Source organism: Bartonella phoceensis (assembly GCF_902825145.1).
Classification (GTDB): Bacteria; Pseudomonadota; Alphaproteobacteria; order Rhizobiales; family Rhizobiaceae; genus Bartonella; species Bartonella phoceensis.
Genome location: NZ_CADEAD010000002.1, coordinates 108,963 through 133,238, shown reverse-complemented (window position 1 = coordinate 133,238; position 24,276 = coordinate 108,963). Strand labels below are relative to the sequence as shown.

24 protein-coding genes are annotated in these 24,276 nt (G+C 38.9%); 8 read left to right on the top strand and 16 right to left on the bottom strand.

What is annotated here, in order from left to right; translation table 11 throughout:
• Window positions 1–62 precede the first annotated feature (62 nt).
• From cobT to J7R07_RS02800, 3 genes are all read right to left on the bottom strand, one after another.
• Window positions 63–1,973, bottom strand: a complete 1,911-nt coding sequence (gene cobT / locus J7R07_RS02810) for a cobaltochelatase subunit CobT (RefSeq protein WP_208435427.1) — start codon at window positions 1,971–1,973, stop codon at window positions 63–65.
• A gap of 14 nt (window positions 1,974–1,987) precedes the next feature.
• Window positions 1,988–2,974, bottom strand: coding sequence for a cobaltochelatase subunit CobS (gene cobS, locus J7R07_RS02805; RefSeq protein WP_208435426.1), 987 nt, complete (start codon window positions 2,972–2,974; stop codon window positions 1,988–1,990).
• 197 nt (window positions 2,975–3,171) lie between these two features.
• On the bottom strand, window positions 3,172–3,792 hold the full coding sequence (locus tag J7R07_RS02800; RefSeq protein ID WP_208435425.1) for a J domain-containing protein: 621 nt from the start codon (window positions 3,790–3,792) through the stop codon (window positions 3,172–3,174).
• Window positions 3,793–3,912: 120 nt separating this feature from the next.
• On the opposite strand from J7R07_RS02800, the gene J7R07_RS02795 reads away from it, so the two are divergent.
• Window positions 3,913–4,191 (top strand): BolA family protein, encoded by a 279-nt coding sequence (locus J7R07_RS02795; RefSeq protein ID WP_208435424.1) that lies wholly within the window; start codon window positions 3,913–3,915, stop codon window positions 4,189–4,191.
• A 22-nt stretch (window positions 4,192–4,213) separates the two neighbouring features.
• On the opposite strand, the gene J7R07_RS02790 is transcribed toward J7R07_RS02795, so the two are convergent.
• Window positions 4,214–5,182 (bottom strand): tyrosine recombinase XerC, encoded by a 969-nt coding sequence (locus J7R07_RS02790; protein WP_208435423.1) that lies wholly within the window; start codon window positions 5,180–5,182, stop codon window positions 4,214–4,216.
• 3 nt (window positions 5,183–5,185) lie between these two features.
• A complete protein-coding gene (locus tag J7R07_RS02785) occupies window positions 5,186–5,995 on the bottom strand; it encodes a SapC family protein (protein ID WP_208435422.1) in 810 nt (269 codons plus the stop codon).
• A 131-nt stretch (window positions 5,996–6,126) separates the two neighbouring features.
• On the opposite strand from J7R07_RS02785, the gene rimM reads away from it, so the two are divergent.
• The 7 genes from rimM to J7R07_RS02750 all read left to right on the top strand — a co-directional run bounded on the left by rimM (window position 6,127) and on the right by J7R07_RS02750 (window position 12,248).
• Window positions 6,127–6,669, top strand: coding sequence for a ribosome maturation factor RimM (gene rimM / locus J7R07_RS02780; protein ID WP_208435421.1), 543 nt, complete (start codon window positions 6,127–6,129; stop codon window positions 6,667–6,669).
• A gap of 290 nt (window positions 6,670–6,959) precedes the next feature.
• Entirely contained in the window at window positions 6,960–7,658 is a 699-nt protein-coding gene (gene trmD / locus J7R07_RS02775; protein ID WP_208435420.1) for a tRNA (guanosine(37)-N1)-methyltransferase TrmD, read from the top strand.
• A 215-nt stretch (window positions 7,659–7,873) separates the two neighbouring features.
• The gene (gene rplS / locus J7R07_RS02770) at window positions 7,874–8,314 is read left to right on the top strand and encodes a 50S ribosomal protein L19 (RefSeq protein ID WP_208435419.1); all 441 of its coding nucleotides are present in this window, start codon (window positions 7,874–7,876) and stop codon (window positions 8,312–8,314) included.
• 484 nt (window positions 8,315–8,798) lie between these two features.
• Entirely contained in the window at window positions 8,799–9,200 is a 402-nt protein-coding gene (gene sdhC, locus J7R07_RS02765) for a succinate dehydrogenase, cytochrome b556 subunit (protein ID WP_208435418.1), read from the top strand.
• 18 nt (window positions 9,201–9,218) lie between these two features.
• Window positions 9,219–9,605, top strand: coding sequence for a succinate dehydrogenase, hydrophobic membrane anchor protein (gene sdhD, locus J7R07_RS02760; RefSeq protein ID WP_208435417.1), 387 nt, complete (start codon window positions 9,219–9,221; stop codon window positions 9,603–9,605).
• A 4-nt stretch (window positions 9,606–9,609) separates the two neighbouring features.
• The gene (sdhA, locus tag J7R07_RS02755; protein ID WP_208435416.1) at window positions 9,610–11,454 is read left to right on the top strand and encodes a succinate dehydrogenase flavoprotein subunit; all 1,845 of its coding nucleotides are present in this window, start codon (window positions 9,610–9,612) and stop codon (window positions 11,452–11,454) included.
• Window positions 11,455–11,468: 14 nt separating this feature from the next.
• On the top strand, window positions 11,469–12,248 hold the full coding sequence (locus tag J7R07_RS02750; protein ID WP_208435415.1) for a succinate dehydrogenase iron-sulfur subunit: 780 nt from the start codon (window positions 11,469–11,471) through the stop codon (window positions 12,246–12,248).
• A gap of 1,331 nt (window positions 12,249–13,579) precedes the next feature.
• Here the strand turns inward: J7R07_RS02750 and virB11 are convergent.
• The 11 genes from virB11 to J7R07_RS02700 form a co-directional block, all read right to left on the bottom strand.
• A complete protein-coding gene (gene virB11 / locus J7R07_RS02745) occupies window positions 13,580–14,644 on the bottom strand; it encodes a P-type DNA transfer ATPase VirB11 (RefSeq protein WP_208435414.1) in 1,065 nt (354 codons plus the stop codon).
• Entirely contained in the window at window positions 14,616–15,782 is a 1,167-nt protein-coding gene (virB10, locus tag J7R07_RS02740) for a type IV secretion system protein VirB10 (protein ID WP_208435413.1), read from the bottom strand. Before virB10 ends, virB11 begins: the two co-directional genes overlap by 29 nt.
• The gene (virB9, locus tag J7R07_RS02735; protein WP_208435412.1) at window positions 15,782–16,588 is read right to left on the bottom strand and encodes a P-type conjugative transfer protein VirB9; all 807 of its coding nucleotides are present in this window, start codon (window positions 16,586–16,588) and stop codon (window positions 15,782–15,784) included. Before virB9 ends, virB10 begins: the two co-directional genes overlap by 1 nt.
• Window positions 16,589–16,601: 13 nt before the next feature.
• Window positions 16,602–17,300 (bottom strand): VirB8 family type IV secretion system protein, encoded by a 699-nt coding sequence (locus J7R07_RS02730; protein ID WP_208435411.1) that lies wholly within the window; start codon window positions 17,298–17,300, stop codon window positions 16,602–16,604.
• Window positions 17,297–17,440 (bottom strand): TrwH protein, encoded by a 144-nt coding sequence (locus J7R07_RS02725; protein ID WP_208435410.1) that lies wholly within the window; start codon window positions 17,438–17,440, stop codon window positions 17,297–17,299. Before J7R07_RS02725 ends, J7R07_RS02730 begins: the two co-directional genes overlap by 4 nt.
• 366 nt (window positions 17,441–17,806) lie before the next feature.
• Window positions 17,807–17,938, bottom strand: a complete 132-nt coding sequence (locus tag J7R07_RS08580; RefSeq protein WP_425489180.1) for a type IV secretion system protein — start codon at window positions 17,936–17,938, stop codon at window positions 17,807–17,809.
• Between the two features lie 399 nt (window positions 17,939–18,337).
• Complete coding sequence (locus tag J7R07_RS08340; protein ID WP_246464830.1) at window positions 18,338–18,505, bottom strand: hypothetical protein; 168 nt, start codon at window positions 18,503–18,505, stop codon at window positions 18,338–18,340.
• Between the two features lie 251 nt (window positions 18,506–18,756).
• Window positions 18,757–19,452, bottom strand: coding sequence for a TrbJ/VirB5 family protein (locus J7R07_RS02715; RefSeq protein ID WP_208435409.1), 696 nt, complete (start codon window positions 19,450–19,452; stop codon window positions 18,757–18,759).
• A gap of 447 nt (window positions 19,453–19,899) precedes the next feature.
• Window positions 19,900–20,784 (bottom strand): TrbL/VirB6 family protein, encoded by an 885-nt coding sequence (locus J7R07_RS02710; RefSeq protein WP_208435408.1) that lies wholly within the window; start codon window positions 20,782–20,784, stop codon window positions 19,900–19,902.
• A 249-nt stretch (window positions 20,785–21,033) separates the two neighbouring features.
• Complete coding sequence (locus tag J7R07_RS02705; RefSeq protein ID WP_208435407.1) at window positions 21,034–21,807, bottom strand: TrbJ/VirB5 family protein; 774 nt, start codon at window positions 21,805–21,807, stop codon at window positions 21,034–21,036.
• Window positions 21,804–24,275 (bottom strand): VirB4 family type IV secretion/conjugal transfer ATPase, encoded by a 2,472-nt coding sequence (locus J7R07_RS02700; RefSeq protein ID WP_208435406.1) that lies wholly within the window; start codon window positions 24,273–24,275, stop codon window positions 21,804–21,806. The genes J7R07_RS02705 and J7R07_RS02700 overlap by 4 nt, the downstream gene beginning before the upstream one ends.
• Window position 24,276: the final 1 nt, after the last annotated feature.

The window sequence follows — 24,276 nt, the reverse complement described above, 5'->3', positions numbered from 1 at the left end:
TGATGGTGCCAGTTTGTATAGCCGCATATTTCAAGATTACAACATGTTATCATATTGCTGATTTAAAAAGTTTTTTTAGTTTTATTAAGGATGTGTTTTTTATCACTAAAGAGCACTTCTAATTGTTTTGTTATAGCGCTGGCAAGTTCTTCAGCATTCATAATTGTTACAGCATGTTGATAGTAGCGTGTGACATCGTGACCAATTCCAATGGCAATCAGTTCTATAGGAGAATATGTTTGGATTTCTTGAATCACCGCGCGTAAATGTTTTTCCAGATAATTACTGGAATTAACCGATAGTGTCGAATCATCAACAGGAGCTCCATCAGAAATGATCATGAGAATGCGACGTTGTTCACATCGTGATACAAGGCGTTGGTGCGCCCAAATTAAGGCTTCACCATCGATATTTTCTTTCAACAATCCTTCTTGCATCATGAGACCTAAGTTGCGCCGTGCGCGGCGCCATGGAATATCAGCACTTTTATAAATGATATGACACAAATCATTAAGGCGTCCAGGTTGATTGGGTTTGTTTTGCTTTAACCACTGTTCGCGTGATTTTCCACCTTTCCAAGTTTTTGTGGTAAAGCCTAAAATTTCAACTTTGACACCACAACGCTCAAGCGTTTGTGCTAAAATATCTGCACAACTTGCTGCAACAGTAATGGGACGTCCTCGCATTGAGCCTGAATTATCAATGAGGAGTGAAACAACAGTATCACGAAAGTGGGTATTGCTTTCCATTTTGAAAGAAAGCGGTTGCATTGGATCAATGATAAGGCGGGGGAGTCGTGCTGTATCGAGATACCCTTCTTCAAGGTCAAAATTCCAATTGCGATTTTGTTGTGCCATAAGGCGGCGTTGTAGGCGATTTGCTAAGCGCCCAACAATGCTTTGGAGATGATTGATTTGTTTATCAAGATAACCACGCAAGTGATCCAATTCACTTTCAGAACAAAAGTTCGTTGCTTCCAAAACTTCATCAAATTGACGGGTAAAAACTTTATAATCAGTAAGCTTATCCATTTTTTCTAAAATGGTGGAAAGACGTTTGGACTGGCTTGATTTTTCTTGCCAAGGGCTTCTTTGTTGTTCTTCTTCGGCTTGATCATTGCCATTTGATTGTGTTGCTTGAGTTTTTCCGTTGTCTTGTGCATCGCTTTCTTTTTCAGTTGCTGTTTGCTCTTCACTTTTGGCGTGTTTTTGGTTTTCGCTTTCCTTTTTTGTTTGATTTTGAGGTTCACACGCGCTTTTTAATTTTTTATTGTTTTCACTGTCAGATGTTTCTTCTAGCTGAGCAGTCATTTTTAACGAAACAAGCATTTTACGAACAACCCGTGCAAAAGCATGTTGGTTGTAAATATGGTGGGTTAGTTCATTCAGTTCCGTGGCAGCTTTTTGTTCGATTTCTTGACGCCATAATTCTAATACAGGTCCTGCTTCTTTTGGGGGAGGGCGTGCTGTTGTTTTTTCGCGTAATAAAAGTGCAATGGCTTCTTGGATAGGAGCTTCACTTTGACTACTGATCTTTTCATAATGCGCTCTTTGATATTTATCGGCGAGCATTCCATCAAGATTTTGTGCAATTCCTTCCATACTTAAAGTGCCGATTGCTTCAACGCGCGTTTGCTCGAGAGTATCAAAGATTGCACGTGCTTCTGCTTCTGGAGGAGCCAATTGTTTGTGAATACGCTTATCATGCCATACGGTACGTAGAGCCATGGAATCGCCTAACCCGCGGCTAACCGTTATATCTTTATGTGTTGCGTGGGGCGGCAATTCCGGTAAACGTGCATAATTTTCATTCAAAGATGGTCTGTTATGGCTAAAGGAAACTTTAAGCTTGGATGTGCCAGCAATGGCGCGGATACAGGTGGAAAGTGCTTTTTTAAAGGTTTCAGCATCAAAAGTATTGTTGGAAGAGTCGTTGGTTAGGTTTTTGTCGTAGTCGCCAGCATCGGTGGTCATGATTGACAGATTCCTTAAGGCGAAACACCATGAACGCGTGATTCAGAAAGCTCTTCTCCAAAAGCGCGTTGATAAAATTCTGCCACCATGGCACGTTCGAGTTCATCACATTTATTGAGAAAGGTAAGCCGAAAGGCAAAACCAGCATTTTGAAAAATTGTCGTATTTTCTGCCCAAGTGATAACAGTACGCGGACTCATGACTGTTGAGAGATCTCCATTGATAAAAGATTGACGTACCATATCAGCAACATGAACCATTTGTGAAATCGTCTTTTTCCCTTCTGTTGTCTGAAAAAATTTAACCTTTGAACAAACAATATCAACCTCTTTATCATGGGGTAAATAATTGAGTATCGTCACAATCGACCAACGATCCATTTGAGCTTGGTTGATTTGTTGTGTACCATGATAGAGCCCTGTTGTATCGCCAAGACCAACGGTATTAGCAGTTGCAAAAAGACGAAATGCTGGATGAGGAGCAATAACACGACTTTGATCAAGCAAGCTTAGTCTTCCAGAGGCTTCAAGGACGCGTTGGATGACAAACATAACATCAGGGCGTCCTGCATCATATTCATCAAAAACAAGAGCAACATTATTTTGATAAGCCCATGGCAAAATGCCTTCTTTAAATTCAGTAATTTGTAAACCATCTTTTAAAACAATAGCATCTTTTCCTACCAGATCAATACGACTGACATGACTGTCGAGATTAATTCGGATACAGGGCCAGTTGAGACGTGCAGCAACTTGTTCAATATGTGTTGACTTACCTGTGCCGTGATAGCCAGAGACCATGACACGGCGGTTAAATGTAAAACCTGCTAAAACCGCTAAAGTTGTTTGCTGATCAAAAAGATAATCAGGATCTACATCAGGAACATGGGGACTCTTTATGCTAAAAGCAGGAATTTTCATATCCGTTTCAATATGAAACACATCACGGGCACAGAGTGTAATATCGGGTACATTTTCAACTGTAAGATTCGTTTTGGTCATTGTTTTACTGGAAGGGGAAGGATGCTATTTATTTTTATTGATTAAAAACGATACTAAAGTTAGAGTACTTATGCAATGCCCTATCATAAAAGTCTTGGATATGAAAGAAATCCTTTGCTCTATACTCTATGGTATTTTGCGAAAGCAAACAATGATGGCACAAGCGAGAAAACTGTTTTTATAGGGTACATACTTTCTCAGCACCAACCAGCCTTTTTAAGCAAATTATAGGCGTGCAAAACGTCGCGAAAGCGTTCTTCTGAAGAACGATTGCCACCATTGGAATCAGGATGATGCTTTTTTACCAGTTCTTTATATTTTGTTTTAATATCTTCAGCTGAAGCATTTGCTGGTAACCCCAAGGTATCAAAAGCTTTGGCTTCCAAGGGTTTTAATCTTCGTAAGGAGCTGTTTGTTGGATAGCGTTTTGTAAACAGTGTGAATGGATCGCGCATCCGATTTTGATAGGCAGCTGTACCAGAGCGGATTTGTGCATAGTTGGTAGCTGTTTTTTTCGATGTCCCATTGCTAAAATCAGTAGGCCATGTTGGGCGATGCCCTATAAGGGCATCTTTTTGGAATTTTGCTATATCTTTATCACTAAGACCAGAGAAGTAATTAAAATTTTTATTGTAGGAACGTACATGTTCGATGCAAAAGTGTAGATATTGACCTTCGTGATTTCGACCCGCTGGTGCTTTGTGGGATGCCGCTTTTTCACACCCTTCCCATTGGCACTGTTGTGCTTCTGGTTTAGATTTTTGTTTTTTATTAGAGCTTATACGAATTGAATCGAATAATTTAGATGTTATTGTCATGTTCTTGATTTATGCAAAATCAATCGATTTTACAAGAATTGACTTTTGAAAAATTTGTTTTCACACTTATTTGATACTGAGAAAAGTACACTGCATCGTTCATTTTATGAAGGAATAAGTATGTCTACAACAATTCAAACAATAATCAAAAGAAAGCTCCAAGATGCTTTTCATCCGCAAAAACTTGATGTTATTAACGAAAGTCATCTTCATGAGGGGCATCCTCATGATGAACATGCTTTTGATGGTAAAGGAGAAACGCATTTTCGCGTGAAAATTCTGTCTTCTTCTTTTTCAGGGATGACACGTGTGGAAATCCATCGCGCAATTTATCAAGTTCTACAAAAAGAGCTCGCAACCTGTGTTCATGCTTTAGCACTTGAAGTTGAATCTGTTTGATTGTCCTATTCAGGAAAATTTTTCAAGAACGGGGATGCGCTTTTTGATAAATTTCCAATAAGTGGTCTGTATCAACATGGGTATAGACTTGTGTGGTAGAAAGACAGGCATGACCAAGAAGTTCTTGAATAGTACGTAAATCCCCTCCCCGTGATAAAAGATGAGTGGCAAAAGAATGGCGTAGTGTGTGTGGGGTGGTGGTTTCTGGTAAACCAAGATACGTACGTAAGTCGCGTATAGAGCGTTGAATAATAGCTGGTTGCAGGGGACCACCTCGGGCACCGCGGAATATTGGTTGGTTATCTAGTAAAGGATAAGGGCAGCATTTGAGATAATCCTGCACAGCTTCATGAACCACTTTTATGAGAGGAACAAGGCGCGTTTTCCCGCCTTTTCCGGTTACAAATAAACTTGTTTTTTGGGGATCAGAAAACTGTTCTTGTGTGAGGCTTAAGGCTTCTGATATTCGCATTCCACAGCCATAGAGAAGCATTAAAACAGCTGTGTTACGAGCGATGATCCAAGGTTTATTTTCTTGTTGATTTTCTGGTTTGACCAAATGCAGTGCTGATTTTACCGTTAAAGGTTTTGGCAATGATTTTGGGTGTTTTGGGGTCCGGATTAGTTTAGCAGCAGGGATGTTAACAAGTCCTTCACGGGATAAATAGCTGAAAAAAGAACGTAAACCAGCTATCCCTCGGCTTAAAGAACGAGCACTTATATTGTACGTACGGCGATAAGCCAAATAAGCACGCAAGTCCATAACGCGTAAATTGGCGAGATCACTAAAGGTTGGTTCATGGCCTAAATGTTGACAGAGAAAAGACAAAAATTGCCGTGTATCACGTTCATAGGCCTGTACTGTCTGTACGGCCATACGACGTGTTTGCAGCAGACACTCCAGCCAATTTTTTCGTGCGGCTAAAATAGCATGATCTGTTGGAACGAGAGGAACATTTTTATCTTTTCTCGTGTCATCTTTTATGGACATTTCTTAATTGAGAGTCTCTTTCTTTGTAGGTTCTTTACTCTTTTCATTTTGCGGTTGCTCTTCACGATTGATAAGCTGCTTTTCACCTTTTAGAGAGAGTATTTTTAAAAGATTGTTCGTTGACATAAGATGCGCAAAGATTAATCCCAAAAAGCCATTTTTATGAAGTTTGGCAAGTTGGCTTGCAGAGAGTTTGTTCAGCTTTTCTTCATCAACAATCCAAAAATGTTCTAATTGCGCTGAAAGACCTTTGTCGTTTTTCACATTGATGGATTTTTGACTAAGAAGATCCATATCCACAAGGGCGTCAATAAATTCAGCAGTTCTTTCCATAGCAATTTTAAAGCTTTCAAGAAAACGAATACGTTCCTCCATAAAAGGAGAAATAGAGCCATCGGAATTAAAAAGTTCTGTACCCGCAACTTCATTAAACATACCTGATTTTTGATCAAAACAAACAGAAAGCTCTTTTTCATTGCTAATTTGGGCAAGAACAAAGGGATAACGGCGGACAAAAGCTGGAACATAAGTATGTGTTTTCCAACTTTTATCAGAAGAAATGTAGTCATTTTCATCGTTCGAAAGACCAACAAGAGCAGCGGATGTATAATGCCGTTTCTTTTGTTCATCTTCTGCACACATAAACAAGATGGGATAATCTAATGCTGCTTGAAAATATTCACTACTTGCTAAAGGAACCCAGTGGGTATCTTTGGCGAAGGACATATCACTTGGAGGCGCAAATTTCAGATTTTTATGAGAAACTTTGTTGATTGGGGTGATATCTTTATAAAACAGCATAACATTTGCCATAACACTTCTCCTTTTAATTAATTTGCTTTTGTTACCAAGAAAGACTTTTTGGAAAATTTCTGATATGGCAACAAGATTGAGTAGAAAACTATGAAATTGAAAATTTCATTTTCGAGAGACAACATTTTTTCATGAAATATAGTAAAAAAAAGCTTAAAAATAAAGTCTATCTTGCCATTATTGGTTCAGCTCATGGTACAAAAGGGGATATTTTGGTTAAAATTTTAAGTGATAAGCCACAAAATTTAAAGGCTTATGGAACCCTTTATGATGATATGGGGCAGTCTTATGAAATTGTAACTCTTCGCATGCAAAAAAGTAATGCGATTGTGCATTTTAAAGGGATTGAAGATCGTAATGCTGCTGAAAACTTAAAAGGGATTCGCCTTTATGTTGCTCGTGATCAATTGATGGATGATTTGGCTGAGGATGAATTTTATCAAGTTGATTTAATTGGGCTTCGTGTTCAGGATTGTGTTGGTAAAATGTTGGGCGAGGTGAGTGGTTTTTTTAATTTTGGGGCTGGTGATTTGCTTGAAATGCGTTTGAATACGGGCAAAACTGTGCTTATTCCCTTTAGTAAAGTAGCCGTGCCAGAAATTTGCATTGCTTCTGGTTTTCTTGTTGTTGATCCCGTGGCTGCTGGTTTAAGTGATGCAGGAGAAAAGATTTAAAGGAAAAAACTTGAACCAAACAAATAAAAGTGAAAGCAAAAATAAAGTGGAAAGTAAAAGAATGCAAGAACGTGCTTTCACTTAACATATGCTGGCCACCTTATTTTCAAATATTTCCTGAATTTTTGAGTTATTTCTTAGTAGGCAAGCTTTAAAGCAAGGGATGTGGACGTTTTGTATAGAGTCGATGAACGGTCTTGCTTTGGTTAAACACTATAGTGTTGATGATAGACCGATTGGTGCTGGTTTGATACAGTTTTTGCCAAAAAGAAGGATGAAAGAATGAAAAAATGAAATTTCAAGCGCGTATTCTAACACTTTATCCTGAAATGTTTCCTGGTTTTTTGGGTTATTCTCTAGCCGGACAAGCTTTAGCGCGAGGAATATGGTCGCTAGAGACAGTGCATATTAGGGATTTTGCTTTGGATAAACACCATAGTGTTGATGACACACCAGCTGGTGGGGGGGCTGGTATGGTCATGCGGGCAGATGTGTTAGCAGCTGCACTTGATAGTTGTCCAAATGATTCACCAAGATTGTTGATGAGCCCGCGTGGGCGGCTTTTTAACCAAACTTATGCCCGCTCTTTGGTCCGTGAATCGGGAGTGACATTAGTTTGTGGACGTTTTGAGGGTGTAGATGAGCGAATAATAGAAGCACGGGAATTGGAAGAAGTGTCTATAGGTGATTATATTCTTTCAGGGGGGGAAACGGCGGCATTGGTTCTCTTGGATGCAATTGTACGTCTTCTTCCCGGAGTTATGGGCAATAAGGCTTCTGCAAGATGTGAAAGTTTTGAGAATGATTTGCTCGAGCATCCTCAGTATACGCGTCCTTCTCTTTTCGAAGGACGGAGCATTCCACCAGTATTAACATCAGGTCATCACAAAGCTATTGCAGATTGGCGTCAACAACAATCCGAACTCTTAACACGTCAACGTCGTCCTGATCTTTATGCGCGTTATGATAAAAATCGTCAGAAAACTTGATTCATATTGTAAGGTAGTGTATTGCAATAGCTTTCTTTTGGGAGAGTTTTCTTAATTGAAGGGTTTTCTGTAGTTCCAGAATTAAAATTGAAGGAATGGTGCATTCGCTCCTGCGTAACGCATAGCCTAAAGAACTTCTTTTTTGTGTAAAAAGGCTTTTTTGGCAAGAGTTGAGCGCTCTGACTGTTCGATAAAGAACATGAAGGATAAAAGAAATGAATATTATCGCACAGCTTGAAGCTGAACAATGTGCAAAGATTGAAGCAAAACGCCAATTTCCAGCCTTTCAGCCAGGAGATACAGTTCGTGTTATGGTACGCGTGAGCGAAGGTACACGTACACGTGTTCAGGCCTATGAAGGGATTTGTATTGCGCGCTCAGGTGGTGGGTTGAATGAGACCTTTACAGTGCGCAAGATTTCTTATGGTGAAGGTGTTGAACGTGTCTTTCCGGTTTATTCTCCTTTGATTGAAGGTGTTGAGCTTATGCGTCGGGGTAAAGTGCGTCGTGCAAAACTTTATTATCTTCGTGGTTTGAGGGGTAAAGCTGCACGTATCGCTGAGAAGAGAGATCACCGGAAAAAAGGCGAAAAGGTTGCTGAAGTTGCACAAGCAGCAGCTATGCGTGCAGATGCTGAAACACAAGTTGCCGAATAAATGCTGTGTCTGCTAGAATTTATGCATAAACAGTTTTGTGTGTTGCTCGTTTACTTTTCTTAGTTCTTGTTACAGTGCAATAAAAGGGTTTTAAAGTGCACGTGAGATGTTGTTCTTCTCAGATTTTTTGCATCTTATTTCTCTTAAATCTTTGCTGGAATTCAAGAATCCAAGGGTTATTATTCGTATTTAGAGATGGGGATGTGTATACTTGAAAAAATGCATATTTATATTTGAGAAACGATGTTAAACCTTTGACGTGAAGATAAAAGTATATTAGATTGAGACGTTTTTTACAGTTACTTGTCTGTAGAACGATCGGTTTTTTTGTGCGTGACCTTTAATCCGTTATTTGAGATAACCGACCTGTGATATTGGTATCTTTAAAGTGCCAAATAAATGGAAATGCTAATGCAGGTGGTCATTTTGTGCGAATCTTATCGCTTATGATGCAGCTGCAGTGAAAATCAGGTCAGGGTATTTTATGACAGAGACAATCAGGATGAAAGAGCGCCCTCGTTCTCCCCATATAAGTATTTACCGTTGGACTATTACGATGGCAATGTCGATTGCGCATCGGATGACTGGTATAGCGCTTTATTTCGGAATAGTCTTTCTTGCTGTTTGGTTAGTTTCAGTCAGCTGTGGGGCTGAGACATTCAAAACAATTCATGAGATTTATAGTTCTTGGTTCGGACTTTGTATCTTGTTGCTTTATACACTTGCGGGGATCCATCACATGGTTGGTGGACTTCGTCATATTGTTTGGGATCTGAAACCTAGCCTTTTGGCTAAAAAAAAGGCAACAGTAACTGCCTGGGCTACAGTGTTTATTTCTCTTATTATTACTTTTGCAATTTGGGTTATTGGATATAGCATTGTTTAGCTGAGGGGTGGAGAGGCTATGAAAAAAGATTTTCGAACAGAACTTGCTAAAGTACGTGGTCGTGGAAGTGCCCATGAAGGAACAGAGCATTTTTGGTTACAGCGCTTAACAGGTTTTATAAATCTACCGCTTTTGATCTTTTTCATTGTTCTCATTCTTTCACTCGTTGGAAAAGACTATAGTATTGTGCGTGCACGGCTTGCACATCCTGTTGTGACTGTTTTAATGGGATTAATGACCCTTTCGGTTCTCTATCATATGAAGCTTGGAATGCAGGTTGTTATTGAAGATTATGTTCCACGTGAGGGTCTAAGAATGTTCTTCTTGGTCTTAAATGTTTTGTTTTGTTTTGTCGTGGGAGGTGTCATCATTTTTGCTCTTTTGAAAATTGCATTGGGGGGGTAAAAATATGGCGAAAACAGGATCATCTCTGGGTGCTAGAGCAGGTAATGCTTCTTATCGCATGGTAGATCATAAATTTGATGTTGTGGTTGTTGGTGCAGGTGGTGCGGGTTTGCGTGCAACACTCGGTATGGCGGAGCAGGGGTTAAAAACAGCTTGTATCACAAAGGTTTTTCCAACTAGGTCGCATACGGTTGCAGCACAAGGCGGTATTGCAGCCTCGCTTTCCAATATGGGACCTGACAATTGGCAGTGGCATTTGTACGATACAGTCAAGGGATCTGATTGGTTAGGTGATACCGATGCAATGGAATATTTGGTGCGTAACGCACCGGCTGCTGTATATGAATTAGAACATTATGGGGTGCCCTTTTCACGGACGCAAGAAGGTAAAATTTATCAACGTCCCTTTGGTGGGCATACAACGCAGTTTGGTGAAGGTCCACCTGTTCAACGGACTTGTGCAGCAGCCGATCGTACGGGACATGCGATTTTGCACACGCTTTATGGTCAGAGCTTAAAAAATAATGCACAGTTCTTTATTGAATATTTTGCGCTGGATCTCATCATGACTGATGGTGTGTGTACCGGTGTTGTGGCATGGAATCTCGATGATGGCACAATACACCGTTTTTCTGCCAAGATGGTTGTTCTGGCAACCGGTGGCTATGGACGTGCTTATTTTTCTGCAACATCGGCACATACCTGTACGGGTGATGGTGGTGGAATGATCACACGTGCTGGATTACCACTTCAGGATATGGAGTTTGTTCAGTTTCATCCTACAGGGATTTATGGTGCTGGTTGTCTCATTACAGAAGGAGCGCGTGGTGAAGGAGGATATTTGGTCAATTCTGAAGGTGAACGCTTTATGGAACGCTATGCACCTTCCTTTAAAGATTTGGCTTCACGTGATTTGGTTTCACGCTGTATCACGCTTGAAATTCGCGAAGGGCGCGGTGTTGGTCCAAGAAAGGATCATATCCATTTGGTCCTCAACCATATTGATCCGGCTATATTGCATGAACGTTTACCAGGAATTTCTGAATCCGCAAAGATTTTCGCGGGGGTTGATGTGACAAAAGAACCTATACCCATCCTTCCAACGGTCCATTATAATATGGGTGGTATTCCCACCAATTACTACGGGGAAGTTCTCAATCCAACGCCTGATTCACCTGATCGTGTTCAACCAGGTTTGATGGCTGTGGGGGAGGCTGGCTGTGCTTCTGTCCATGGTGCTAACCGTTTGGGGTCAAATTCATTAATTGACCTTGTTGTATTTGGCCGTGCCGCTGCAATTCGTGCCGGTGAAGTGATTGATCGAAATGCGGAAATTCCGCCTCTTAATGAGGCGGCTGTCGACGAAATTATGACGCGTTTTGATCGTTTACGCTTTGCGCAAGGGGCGATGCCAACAGCTGCATTGCGTGAAAAAATGCAACGTACTATGCAAGAAGATGCTGCTGTCTTCCGTACAGAGGATTCTTTGCAACAAGGATGTCAGCGAATCAGTCAAATTTGGGATGAACTGTCGGATCTCAAAGTAACAGATCGCTCATTGATATGGAATTCTGACTTGGTCGAAACATTAGAGCTTGAGAATCTGATGGCCAATGCAATTACGACTGTTTATTCTGCAAAAGCGCGTTTAGAAAGTCGGGGAGCTCATGCGCGCGAAGATTATCCAGATCGTGACGACAAAAATTGGCGTAAACATACCCTTTCACATTTGTCAAAAGATGGTGAGGTAACTTTGTCGTATCGACCTGTTCATGTTGATCCCTTAACATCTGAAGCAGATGGTGGTATCGACTTAAAACGTATTGCACCTAAAAAACGTGTTTATTAAGGGGAGAATGAATTATGGTACAAATCACACTTCCCAAAAATTCTCAAGTAAAACCAGGAAAGGTTTGGCCTAAACCTGAAGGTGCTACACAACTGACAGAATTCCATGTCTATCGTTGGTCACCTGATGATGAGGAAAATCCTCATCTAGATACCTATTATGTGGATCGTTCCGCTTGTGGTCCTATGATTCTAGATGGGCTCTTGTTTATTAAGAATCATATCGATCCAACTTTGACACTCCGTCGATCATGCCGTGAAGGTATTTGTGGTTCATGTGCAATGAATATTGATGGGGCAAACACACTTGCCTGTACCAAAGGTATGGATGATGTCAAGCATCCCATTAAGGTGTATCCTTTGCCCTCTATGCCGGTTGTTAAAGATTTGGTTCCTGATTTAAAGCGCTTTTATGCTCAACATCGGGTGATTGAACCTTGGTTGCAAACCGTTTCGCCTGAACCTGCCAAAGAGTGGTTACAAAGCTACGCCGACCGCAAAAAAATTGATGGTCTTTATGAGTGTATTTTGTGCGCATGTTGTCAGACATCATGTCCGAGTTATTGGTGGAATGGCGATCGTTATTTGGGACCAGCTATTTTGCTACAGGCTTATCGCTGGATTGCTGATTCACGTGATGAGATGTGTGGTGAGCGTCTTGATAATTTAGAAGATCCTTTCCGTCTTTATCGGTGCCATACGATTATGAATTGTGCACAGACGTGTCCAAAGGGGCTAAATCCAGCTAAGGCAATTGCTGAGATTAAAAAACTCATGGTTGAACGCCGGCTTTAAAAATGTACCAGTTCATGAGGATAATGGGAGAGGTAAGAAGATGTGTGGGGCTTTAGCATTCTTTAAAGTGATACACGGAGTTTAATCTATAAAAGCTTATTGGCTTTTATACGTGAATTAAAACAATCGTACTTATCGCTTTTTAAAAAAGATATATCTTTTCTTTTGAGCAAAGGGGATGCCTCATTGAAAAAGTACATATTGAATGTAGAAAAACTTACTGTAAGAGATTGGTATTGCCTGAACGCTTTTGGTTTTTACAGAAATTATGCTTAGTTTTGATCAATCTTTATGGGCGACCAGTTTTGCATTCTTTCATCTTCTTCAGAGAAAGTCGTTTAAGTTTTCATTTTTCATTGGATTCTCTTGTTATTTGTATACAAGCGCAAGGGATTTTCTTGCGAAACGAAAATTCTTTGTCATCTTATCTTTTGGTATAAAAAATATTTCTCAATGTGAGAGATAAAACTTTATAGCAACTGTCGAGCATAATTGATCGCTGTTTGTTGTTTGTATTGTTCATGAGTACGATCATTAAAAAATTTCTTATTTTATTGCCCCTATTTTCTCACAATCATTGGGCAGAAAAGTGTAGGCTATGTATAATTTAGGGCCAAAGCTCACAATCGTTTCTGTGATTGTGAAGTGATCTGTAAGTCTGCAAAATTATACAGAAGAAGAAGCCATAAAACACAGTAAGTTTACATTAAGAAATAGTAAAATTTTTTTCGAGATATTTTCAGATGCACGTTTGATGTGCTACAAAAAGTAGAATATAGCGTAAAAAAATTGTAATGAAAATGCTCATAATGAAACGGTAATGAAATATAATATGTGATCTGTTAGCAAATTAGAATGTAATTTTTTCTGCTTGATTGGAATTTGTGGTGTATTAAGCTTTTCGTGTTGGTAGATTGTATAACAGGGTTGTTTGATTAAAAACATCTGCATTGGTCATGAGACAAGTGGAACATAGAATTTTAGAAAGATAAATTATTGTCTTTATGACAAAAATTATTTAGAGTACATCTCTCATGCAAGTCTTTTATAGCAGTTATGATGATATATAAATCGAGAGTTATTCTTCTTGTTGAAATGTTTATTTTGTAGTGATTTTTCTTTTTTGTATAAAAAAAATATACTTTTCAAAAAATGAATAAAAAATGATCAGAAGCAATAAGAATCTTCTGTATCATCAATTTTCCAGCTCCTATAAGGACATGAAAGATTCGCCGGAAAATTGAGAAGAGGAGGAGTTTATTTTAAGAGGTTAAAAAAAACACAAAAAATTGTTGTGGCTGCTGTTTTTTCTGTGATACTGCAAAATTTTCTCAAACTATCTTCGATTTAGAAAAAATTGGGTCATAAAAGATTTCAGAGAGTTTTCGATCATTGAAGAACAATATCACATCCACTGTAGTATAAAGCACAAGCTTTACCATTTCTATATCAAGTTGACGCCCCACTTCTGATCTTTTAATTAACGTGGCACATCGTTCGAATGTTTGTAAAGCATTATTGGCGTGTGTCGTTGTAATTGATCCTGGATGCCCAGTATTCAACGAGTTAAGGTATTCCCACGCTTCATTGCCACGCAGTTCCGCGAGAAAAATGCGGTCAGGCGATTGGCGCAGACACGCATCTAGACACTCATCAGCTGAAACACGACCTGTACCGTTACCATAAATCATATGCACACGGTTAGGATGATCGGGTAAAAAAAGCTCATGAACATCTTCAATTGTGATAATACGCTCCTTTAACGGTACCTTTCCGATTAAAGAACGAACAAATGTCGTTTTACCTGATCCTGTTTTTCCTGCGATGATGATATTACGTTTTTGAAGTACGCATTGTTCTAAAAACTCAAGAATTTTTTTATCACGTTTGAGACGCAAGAGTTCTATTTCAAATGGCTCCAACCGTGTGAAGTCCTGCTTCGATAAGAAACTATTTGCTTCTTTTTCTGAAGGTTTATTGAAACTTACATCAACAAAACCATCAAATGTACCCTCTTCGTTGAGTTCCTCTAGGGTCTTAACCGTGAGGGAATGTTTGCGAATCACAAAGGATAGAGCCCCATCGATAACAGCCGGTGTTTGTATAATTGTACCGCGTTGTCCACCAGGTAAACGTACATAGTTAATACTCTTAGGAGCCATCCCATTATAAACAATGATAGCTGTGATAAGCGTTTGCAAAAAAGTAGCTGTCAACTCTGGCATATTATGTACCTGCCAACCCTTGAGGCTTTTCGTCCAGATCTCATAGGGGCGACAGATCGATAATTCTGTAATCTCCGGATCTTCCAAGAAACGATCAAGTGGCTGCAGAAGCTGTGCAACTGCTTGATCTTTCTGTATCCGATTAACGTGTAACGAGGCTGTAGACATCACTGAAATCCAAATCTCGAGCAACAAAAATATTTACTCGCTCACCTTGGTTTTTATAAAGTGTTGGCTGAATGTTGATTGAATTTTGAAGCGCGCCGGTCACTACCGATTCAGCACCCGCAAAATCTCGTGTTTGTGATTTCTCTTTATCTTTCTTACTTCCTAAGCCAACCTTATCTCTTACCCATCCGCCTAAATCACCAATTATACTCAACATGGCTGCACCACCAAAGCGTTGCCAAAAATGTGTGTCGACCCAACCACCAATACCAGCTTCTCCAAGAGGACCTGTACCGGGTGAGTCAATATTCACGATAACACCAGAAGGTGTCTCAATACGCGACCATTGCACGAAGACACGTGTTTGCCCTTGTTGTATGCCACTTTGGTAAAAACCAATAACTTTAGAACCACGATCTAGAAGAATAACCCGACCGCTTGCAGAATAAATATCACGTGTTAAATGACAGGTTGTCATTCCCGGTTGCGATGTAATAATTTTCGTTTCCAGTGTGCAATCCATCTGTGTTCCCTGGGTAATAAGGAAATCACGATTACGAAGCTGAACTGCACGTGATTGACCTAAACGCACGGGTTGTAGGTTGTTGAATAATGCGCTATTGTTTTTACTATTATCAGATGTATCATTTTTCAAATGCTCCACAGAACCTTCACTGCCACCGCTATTAAGACTAGAATTTAACATACGCTTGCGTGCTAATTCTTCAGAATCTTTAATCAAATGTGGTGGAACTGTTGTTTGAAGAAGTTTAGCCCAAGCCGCTGGAAGTTCCTCCGCTGGATCCTCCGTCTGTGCGGGCTTTTCGATCTCCTCTACAACCTTTGGTTCTTCTATAATGCGGGGGGTATACTGCGGTATAATCTGTTGCACTACCTGTTGAGGCCTTTCTTCCTCCATTTCTACAGCATTACGCATTTTTAAAGCTTTCCAGGTTAGAGCAACCGGTATAATGATTATGATAATAAACCCTACCATCAACAATATACGCACACCAGGAATCACTGGACGACGCTCTGAACCCAATTCGGAGCTACCATACGCACCTTCAATGTGTTCTTGTTCGGTGTAGTTTGGCGTTACACCTTTATTTATGCCATCTCCTTTCTTATCGTCGAACATTATTTCTCTCCTTTATTGACGCGATGAACCACCGAAGATATTGTTCCAGTTGTATTTGGTGCACCATTGGGGTCATAGGCTTCGTTGAAAACAGCTAAGGCGCGCTTGCCAAGCCGTATGATCCACTTGGGATTGACCTTATGAACAGCGATAATATTATTGGCCTTGCCTACAACAGTGCGTGGTATTAGACTTTCATTATCTTCAGCATCCATCACATAAATTGATGGCATGTCCACATTGGCGGGAAATTTGAAATAAGTAATACGTCCATTATCCCAAACATTTATCGGGGCAATATCTTTGTCACCGCTCATGGTGTAGCTGAGGTTGTAACCTTTCACACCTTTGTAAAAACCACGCTCAACAGCTTGCTGTTGGTCGTTTTCATCTAACTTCTCTGTATTCACGTCGGGATAATGAAAAGCTAATTCATAGGTGGAATTAGCACGATCATTCCGAAGCTGTAGTCGGAATTTATAGCTACGCTTATCGGTTACAATGATGAGATTCGTATTAGCAAGGTCTGCTTTAGGCTTAATAAAGACATGCCGCCCCTTATGTGCAAAGGCATAAGAATCCGAATCACCAAAAGCATGAGTGATATATTGTTCACCTTCTTCAAGGATAATATGTGTGGCTACGCCAAGAACAGTCTCAATTTGAACGACATCATCTGCGTTATACGTTGTATAGCGAATGCGATGATCATGCTGTGAACTAGATGGAATTTTAAGTGCTTGCACGGATACCGTATGAAGAAAGGAAAACGATGACAATAGAGCAATGAACGCAAGTTTTTTCATAATGATCAATTCCTTAATTATTCAACAGTATTTCCGGGTCAACGCGGTAACTTGTTATTTGGAAACCAAGGGGGTTAAGTAATCGATCAGATGATTTCATCGGTGTACCAACATAGGTGTAGCCAACTGTTGCGATTTGGTGTTGTTTGGGTCCAACAAGACCATTGCTTTCATATTGTTGTGTTGTAAAACGTACAGTCGCTTGACCACGTCCATTAGGCTGGATCGATCGTACTTTAACCGTAATACGTGCTTTGTTAGAAAGTATCTTGTCACGCGCATTGTCACCCTCATAGATTCGATAAAATTCCTGTTGAACGGTTGGTGCACTTAAAAGCGCTGTAGTGTCATAGCTCAACTGAATAGTATCGTAGTCGTAAGTTTCGCGGTTAAGCACATATTGGTTGAGCCAATATCTATCTACAACGTCACCATAACTGGTTTCATGCTCGCGTATCACAGAAACTACATCGACTGCGCCAGTCGCATTATCAACGCGTAGCACCAAGGGCATTGGAGCTGGTTGGGAGAAGCCAATAATTCCGCACATTATGCCGAATAACCCAAAAATACCAATGGCACCTGCCACACGCCATGCTGTCTTACGTGACTTTATAAACTCATTAATGAGTTCACGTTCCAAACCCCGACTTTCCTCATAATAACTATTAAGTTGTTCGGCTTTTACTGGTTTAGCTTGTTTCTTTATCATATTGTTCCTCGCTGAATTTCGGCAGGGACTGTTTTATTAATAGGCACGCGGTTCCAGCCACTTGGTTGCTTTAGTTTTGGTGCCAATTCACAAGCCGATAAAAGACCGGCAATCAAAACTATAAAAATGGTCTTTCTCATTTTAATACTCATCTTTTATAACCGTAATGTACCCTCATAACACTTTTTTATCATTATTTCAATTTTGATTATAAAATATATTTTTATATATGGTCTTTATTTTTCGTTATCTCATTTTTTTATTGAAAAATTTATCAGCAGTGCAGATATTTTTAATGCGCGCTTTTTGTATTTTGATTATTTAGTGATGCATCTTTTATGGGAATTATTGCTTCTTATAGTTTCTCATTTCCGTAGATACCTAAATACAATGCCTTTTTCAAAACATTGGTCATGCTTGACAGTGTGAGAAACAGTACAGTGGGTATAATGGAAAGGATGAGAATTGCAACCAATATGTAATTCGTATTCTGTTGGTAATTGATTCTAAAATCTTTCCCTATAGTTTACAAAGATAGTCCTTATCAGATTAAATATGGTAGCTAGGAGTATAAAGAAAATTATATAGCTTAGAATTTTGATTATCCACTGTTCAAAAAAACGATAAGTTTGTGGCAGAGTAAAGTAATAATAAAGAGTGTTTCGCGTTTTACCAGAAGAGTAAATGCGGTTTTTATTGGTATAGTGCGTGTATTCCTATTGCTATAAGGAAGCTTTTTGCAACAAGCAATATACCTATATTGAAAAAAGCATAAATCAGCCCATCAACATTCGAGAAAATACCTTCCTCGAAAATACGGATTATACAATCGAATCTCTTACCAACTGTTGTGCCAGGCTAGTGAGCTAGTTGGTTATTATTTAAGGAATCTTTTATCAGTACACTTAACCAAATCGTTCTATAATTCCTTTATTAAATTTGTGATTTTAGGCTGATAAAGTTTTCCTGTTAGAGCTCTTGAAGTATAATAACACTTATTCGCAGACAACGGTTCAGAAACCTAGAGACTGGTATATTTATTGCCTTGCAGAGAATAAGCCACCATATACGATGAAAGCAACGGTGAGACTGGTTGATGTAAAGAACATAATTACAGAAACTGCCTTTGAAATAATGTCCATAACATCTGTCTTTGTTGCTTGATCAATGTAATTGAACAATTGCGTGAACATTGTGCAGTTCATAGTATTCCTCTTGAGTGAATTTTGAGTTTTTGTTAGCTTACAACATGGCAATATGTTGTACGTTTTTTATATTTACACAACACATCCGAGTATTTCTCATTGGAATTATTTTGAAGAGAATTATCGTGAAATCAACTAAATTTATATCTGTTACTTTATCTTGTTGAGAGAGCACTAAATTCTATATGTTAAATTTTCTTGAGAGTAGAAATAAAAAAGATAAATGATGTAAAAAGAACTGTTAAATAAATTTATCTTATATTAGGCATTTTTCTATTTAAACTTCCAAGAATTTGCACATTGCGTTTACGTTTTAATCGGTCAATGAGTGTTTGTTCGATGTCGCGAGAGTGTGCAACCATTTTCAGTTTTGCCGCTTCATTCTGAATCATGAGGAGCATGCCTTCCATGCGCGTCTTCATTTCAATAATACCTTTTAAATCGTTTATCTTATCAAGCGTAACTAACATGTCTGTAATTTGCTGAAAGCGATTTTCTATTTCTTGAAAAATCTGTAAAGTCACAGCTTTATCAATAATTGCTGCATATTGTCTGCGTGTATCGATAGCTTCACGCGCATCGTCGATAGAAGAATCACGAAGATAGTTTTCGTTCTTTATTATCTCTCTGAAGAGCTGGGGAACTTTTGCAGCAAGTTCTGTCTGTTCTTCATTGTTATAGATAGATTGTGGATTTGAAAAATATAAACTTCCATCATTTTTCTGTGGTACCTTATTGATTGTCCGAGCACCAGTTATAGAATTACGTATTTCCTCCATACTTTCAAGTTGTTTTTTCAGTAACTCTGTATAAGAATTTGAAAAACCAGCGATGTTAACTCCTTTACCAGATTTCTCTACCTCAAAACCAGGAATAATATAATCTTGTCCGTAGCTTGGTACTCCTAAAAACATACCTAATACCGCTGTAATAATAAACCTTTTCATCTTTCACTCCTTTTACTTTTCACATATCTTAGAAGGATGAACAATTATATCGCTGATTTTACAAACTTACCTACGAGTTCACGTTTTAAACCTCAACACTCATAATAACTATTAAATCGTTCTGCTTTTACTGACCTAATTTGTTTCTTGCTGGATTCTAGCAAAAACGACCTTCTTAATAGGCACATAAACCAAATTACTTATTTACTTCAGCTTTTATAATAATCACAAGCTGATAAAATATAAGCAGTCAAAGTTATAAAAGTGATTTTCTCATTTTAATATTCCACTTTTATAACTGTAATATACATCTCTAATACTTTTTTATTATTTTTACAATTTTGATTAAAAAATATATTATCTATAATCATACTCGATCATTTTTTATTGTTTATCCAGAATGTTCATTATGCGTGCAGATATCTTCTATTTGATGGTTGGGATAGGTCATTTAATTACGCGATTATTGCGGGTAGCATTGTTTCTTGCAGTATCTAATCTCCATAGATGTCCAAATGTAACGCCTTTTGCCAAAGTGTTGGCAATGCTTGATATCTTAAACAATAGTACAATAAAAATAATGGATAAAACGAGAGCACCGCCGAGCGCATAACTCACATTCTGTTCTCCATCGAATTTCAAATCAGTCATATAATTTGCAAAAATATCCATCATCAGACTAAATATGGTGGCTAGAAGTACCAAGAAAATTGTATAGCTTACGATTTGAGCTATCCATCGTTCGAAAAATTGATAGGTTGGTTGCCAAAGTAAGGAAATGATGAAAAGTGGTCCAAATCCTACCAGAAGAACGAGTGCGATTTTTGCTAACAGGATAAATGCACCACCGATTGCTACGAGGAAGCTTGTTGCAATCAAAATAAGAATACCGAAGAGACCGTAAAGGAGCCCATCACCATCTAAGAAAGCAGTTTCTTCAAAAGCTTCGCTTGCACGCTCGAATCCTCTTTCAGCGACTTTATCTATCAAGTTGGCCAATGGTTTGTCCTGTAGTGGATCGTTTATGATTGCAGCTGAGAGGTCATAAGGCATTTTTGTTATCAAGTTTGTGATTTCTGATTGATAAAGTCCTGCACTTAGTGCTATCGAAGTAATAATACTTATCCGTAGACAACGACTTAGAAACCCAGAAACTGGCATACCTATTGCGCCGCGAATAATGAGCCACCCATATATAATGAAAGTGATGGTAAGACCAATTGATACGATAGGTGTAATTGCAACAATCGCTTTTGAGGAAATGTCTGTAACATATGTTTTTGTTGCTTGATCAATGTAATTGAACAGTTGTGTGAACATTGTGAAGTCCATAGCATTTCCTCTCGAGTGAATTTTAGTTTTTTATTACCTGTGAGACATAGATACGCAGTATGTGTTTTATGGTGCAGTTATGTAGATTGCTATAAACGCTCTCTCGTTAAAACCATTTGGGAGCTGATAAAATTTTCCGTATACTCCTTTTAATTTTAGAGCTGTATTCAATATTGTGATCGAATTTTCTCCACAAGTACAAGTAAAGTAGAAAAGACCATAGCATAGGAGAAGATTGTTATATAAACCTCATCGAATAGACCGTATAATTGGCATTGTTTTATTTTCACTAGATAGAATTTTTAGATTTCGTTTGCGTTTTTGCTGTTTGATAAGCTCCTTTTCAGTGTCGCGTAGATGTGCAACCATTTGAAATTTTGTACCTTCATTGTCGATCAGGGCCATCATGCTGTTCACACGGATCTGCAAGTCTGTAAGGCTTTTTAGATCTTTCATTCCGTCAAGTTTATTTAACAAAAATAAAACATAATTTAAACGGGCATCTGTGTTCTCAAAAGCCTCTTCACTGACATGCCTATTTATAGCCATTGTGTACAAGATACGTTGTTCGATAGATTTACGCATATCACGGGCAGATCCAAAAAGAGCTTCTTTGTACTGCATCTCTCTGAGCGGTACCGACATTTTTGCACGTTTTGTCTTATCATAAATCGTTTTTGGTTCTTTGAGAAAAAAACTAGAGTAGGGCATTTGCTCCCTATCAGATTTCTTATTTCCTGCGATAGATTGATGTATTTTTTCTGATTGCTCAATCTGTTTTTTCAATAATTGAAGAATATTAACCAAAGGTTTAGGCACTACAATAGTATTTGAAGCGGGCTTTGGGGGATTTTCAGGGGGATTTTCAGGGGGATCTTGAGGGGGATCTTGAGGAGGACTTTTAGATGGATTTCCCCACACCACTGTTGGATCTCCTAATCCCGCTCCCCACCACATGGCCATTGCCAAATTTGGGCAGCCTGAAGTTACAACAAATATTATTGCAACAATTACCCTTTTCATATTTCCCTCCTATCGATTTTTACATGCTGTAAAAAAATTGGTAACCATACTGCCGGATCATCACCCACTTCAGCGATAATGCTGTCAACCAACTCTGCGTTGTCTGGTGTGCCTGATAACACCAAAAGTTCATCACTGAAATCACGCTCGATGGTTTCTCCATTGATCGTCATATGGAATTTTCCAAGATTGAGTTCTGCAAGTGCAGATTGATCACCCTGCTTGATGAGAAACTGACGACTAAATTCACCGAGCCCTTTAATCAGTTCAAATTCAGTATCCGTTAGCTTAAAACCTTGTGTATAATCTTCGTAATTTGCTTTAGGATTGGCCAGAAAAATATAGGTCGCACATTGTTGAATAAGAGTTTTGGCGATATTGCTTTCTAAAGCGTCACTGGGTTCTTGTGTAGCGTAAACAAAAATACCATTTTGTTTACGGATAGTCTTTTGTTTGTTCTTTGCTAAATCTTCAAAATAGGGATCTTGCAAAGGTTTCCAAAACTCATCGAAAATATACATAAACCGTTGCCCGCTAATCATTCCTTCTGTACGATAAAGTAAATACATCATAACAGGCGTACGAGTTTCTGGGTTATCTAAGAATTCGGTAATATCAAAACCGTAGATTTGATGTGTTGAGAGATCAAGTGCATCATTAGGATTATCAAATAACCACCCATAATCACCTCCTTCACACCATTTTATCAAACGCGCGTGAACAGAAGGGTGTGCATTACGATCACTTAAGTGTGGATTTGGCAAGAATTGCACTAAAAAAGATAAACGACGCAACGATTTTTCAATATTGCTGCTCATGACAGACATGACAGCGTGGTCAATTTCCTCTTCATCGTGGTGTGTAACTTTACCACCAGATTCTACCAATTTTTTAACAAATTGTTTTAAAAAAATCAGATTATCTTGTGTAGGGGAAAGTTGAAATGGGTTGAAACCACTTGGTCTACCAGCTTTAAATGACAGATATTTACCACCCATCGCGCGGATGGCAATTTCCATACCACGATCTTTATCAAAAACGACAGTTGTTGGCTTGAATTTTTGTGCTTGTGCTAACAAAAACCCGAGCAACACAGTTTTACCGGAACCAGATTGTCCAATGAGTGCAGTATTTCCAAGTAAACGCTTATCTGTTGAATCTTCTTCAAGGTTAGAAGCATGAAAATTGAAATAAAGAGGCGTTTTACTTATTGTTTTAAGAATTGTAACTGCTGGTCCCCATGGATTTTCACTTGGCTTGCCTGACATAAAATTGTGAAAGGATGAAAATGACAAAAAGTTCAGCGATGTAATTGGTGCCGGACGCGGCCGCCATTTCCAATTGCCCGGAAGTTGCGCCCAATAACCGGCCTCTATAGCCAAATCCACGGGTTTTGGTAACACCGCAACATCTAGAAGTATCGCACTCGCCTTTGCCATATGGTCACGAACTTGTTGAATTGTATCACCGTAGATTGTTAGTGTACAATGATGTTCACCCATGACAAAATGTCCGCTTACGAGCTGATTCAATGCTTCATCAATTTGCTCAATTTGGCTGGTAGCAACATCGCGGGCATCGATAAGATTACGCTGATGCCGCTGTAAATAATCCTTAGCCGCATGTCGTGAAAGCACTGAAAAACTTTGTGTTAAGATGAACTCAAAGTCACTTTCTAGCAAAATATTGAATTGACCTGGTTTTGTTACCACGTCGTATTCTTTAATTTCCATCATTCCAAATCGACGTATCCCACTCATCGTACGAAGTTCACCGAATGCTCCCCATTTTGAAAAAAAAGGTCGATTAATAGACATATAATCAGCAAAACGGTCGTAGCAGATTGGCATAGGATGGTGTTCGCCGTTAATAAGCATGCTAAGAAATTCAAGTGCAGAAGAATAGACATGGCCATTTTTTTCATAAGTACCAAGAAGCTCTGCACCATAATGTTTTAATGACTGACCTAAAGTACGATTAATATCATTAAGAGCTTTGATACATGATTCCTGACGCATCTTTTTCTGTTCGAGCGTCTCACGTTCATGCTGAGAGAAGAATGACATAACCTTATCAGCTACCGGCTGAAAAACAACAGTTAAATAAAGATCATTAACCATCAGATTATAACCAGTAAAACTTTGTCGGTATTTCTCATCAAGCTGGTGACAAAACATTTCATCAAATGTTGAAGAGGGGTATTCATAAACACGGCGGCGCACAATATGAGTCCACAACGACAAATTAGCTGATGCAATACCACGTAAAGTGTTGTTTAGTTCTTTAGTCCACTGAAAAATATCTTCTTCCGAAGCACTTTGGTGTGAACGACCATCAATTTTCCAAACCGACAAATATTCTGCATTTTTAGTAGAAATAATCGTATCTGTAATGTGGTGTGAATAGGGTATAAAAAGGCTTATTGGCGTTTCTGACATAAGGCGCTTTTTGCTTTCAACAGCCGTCATG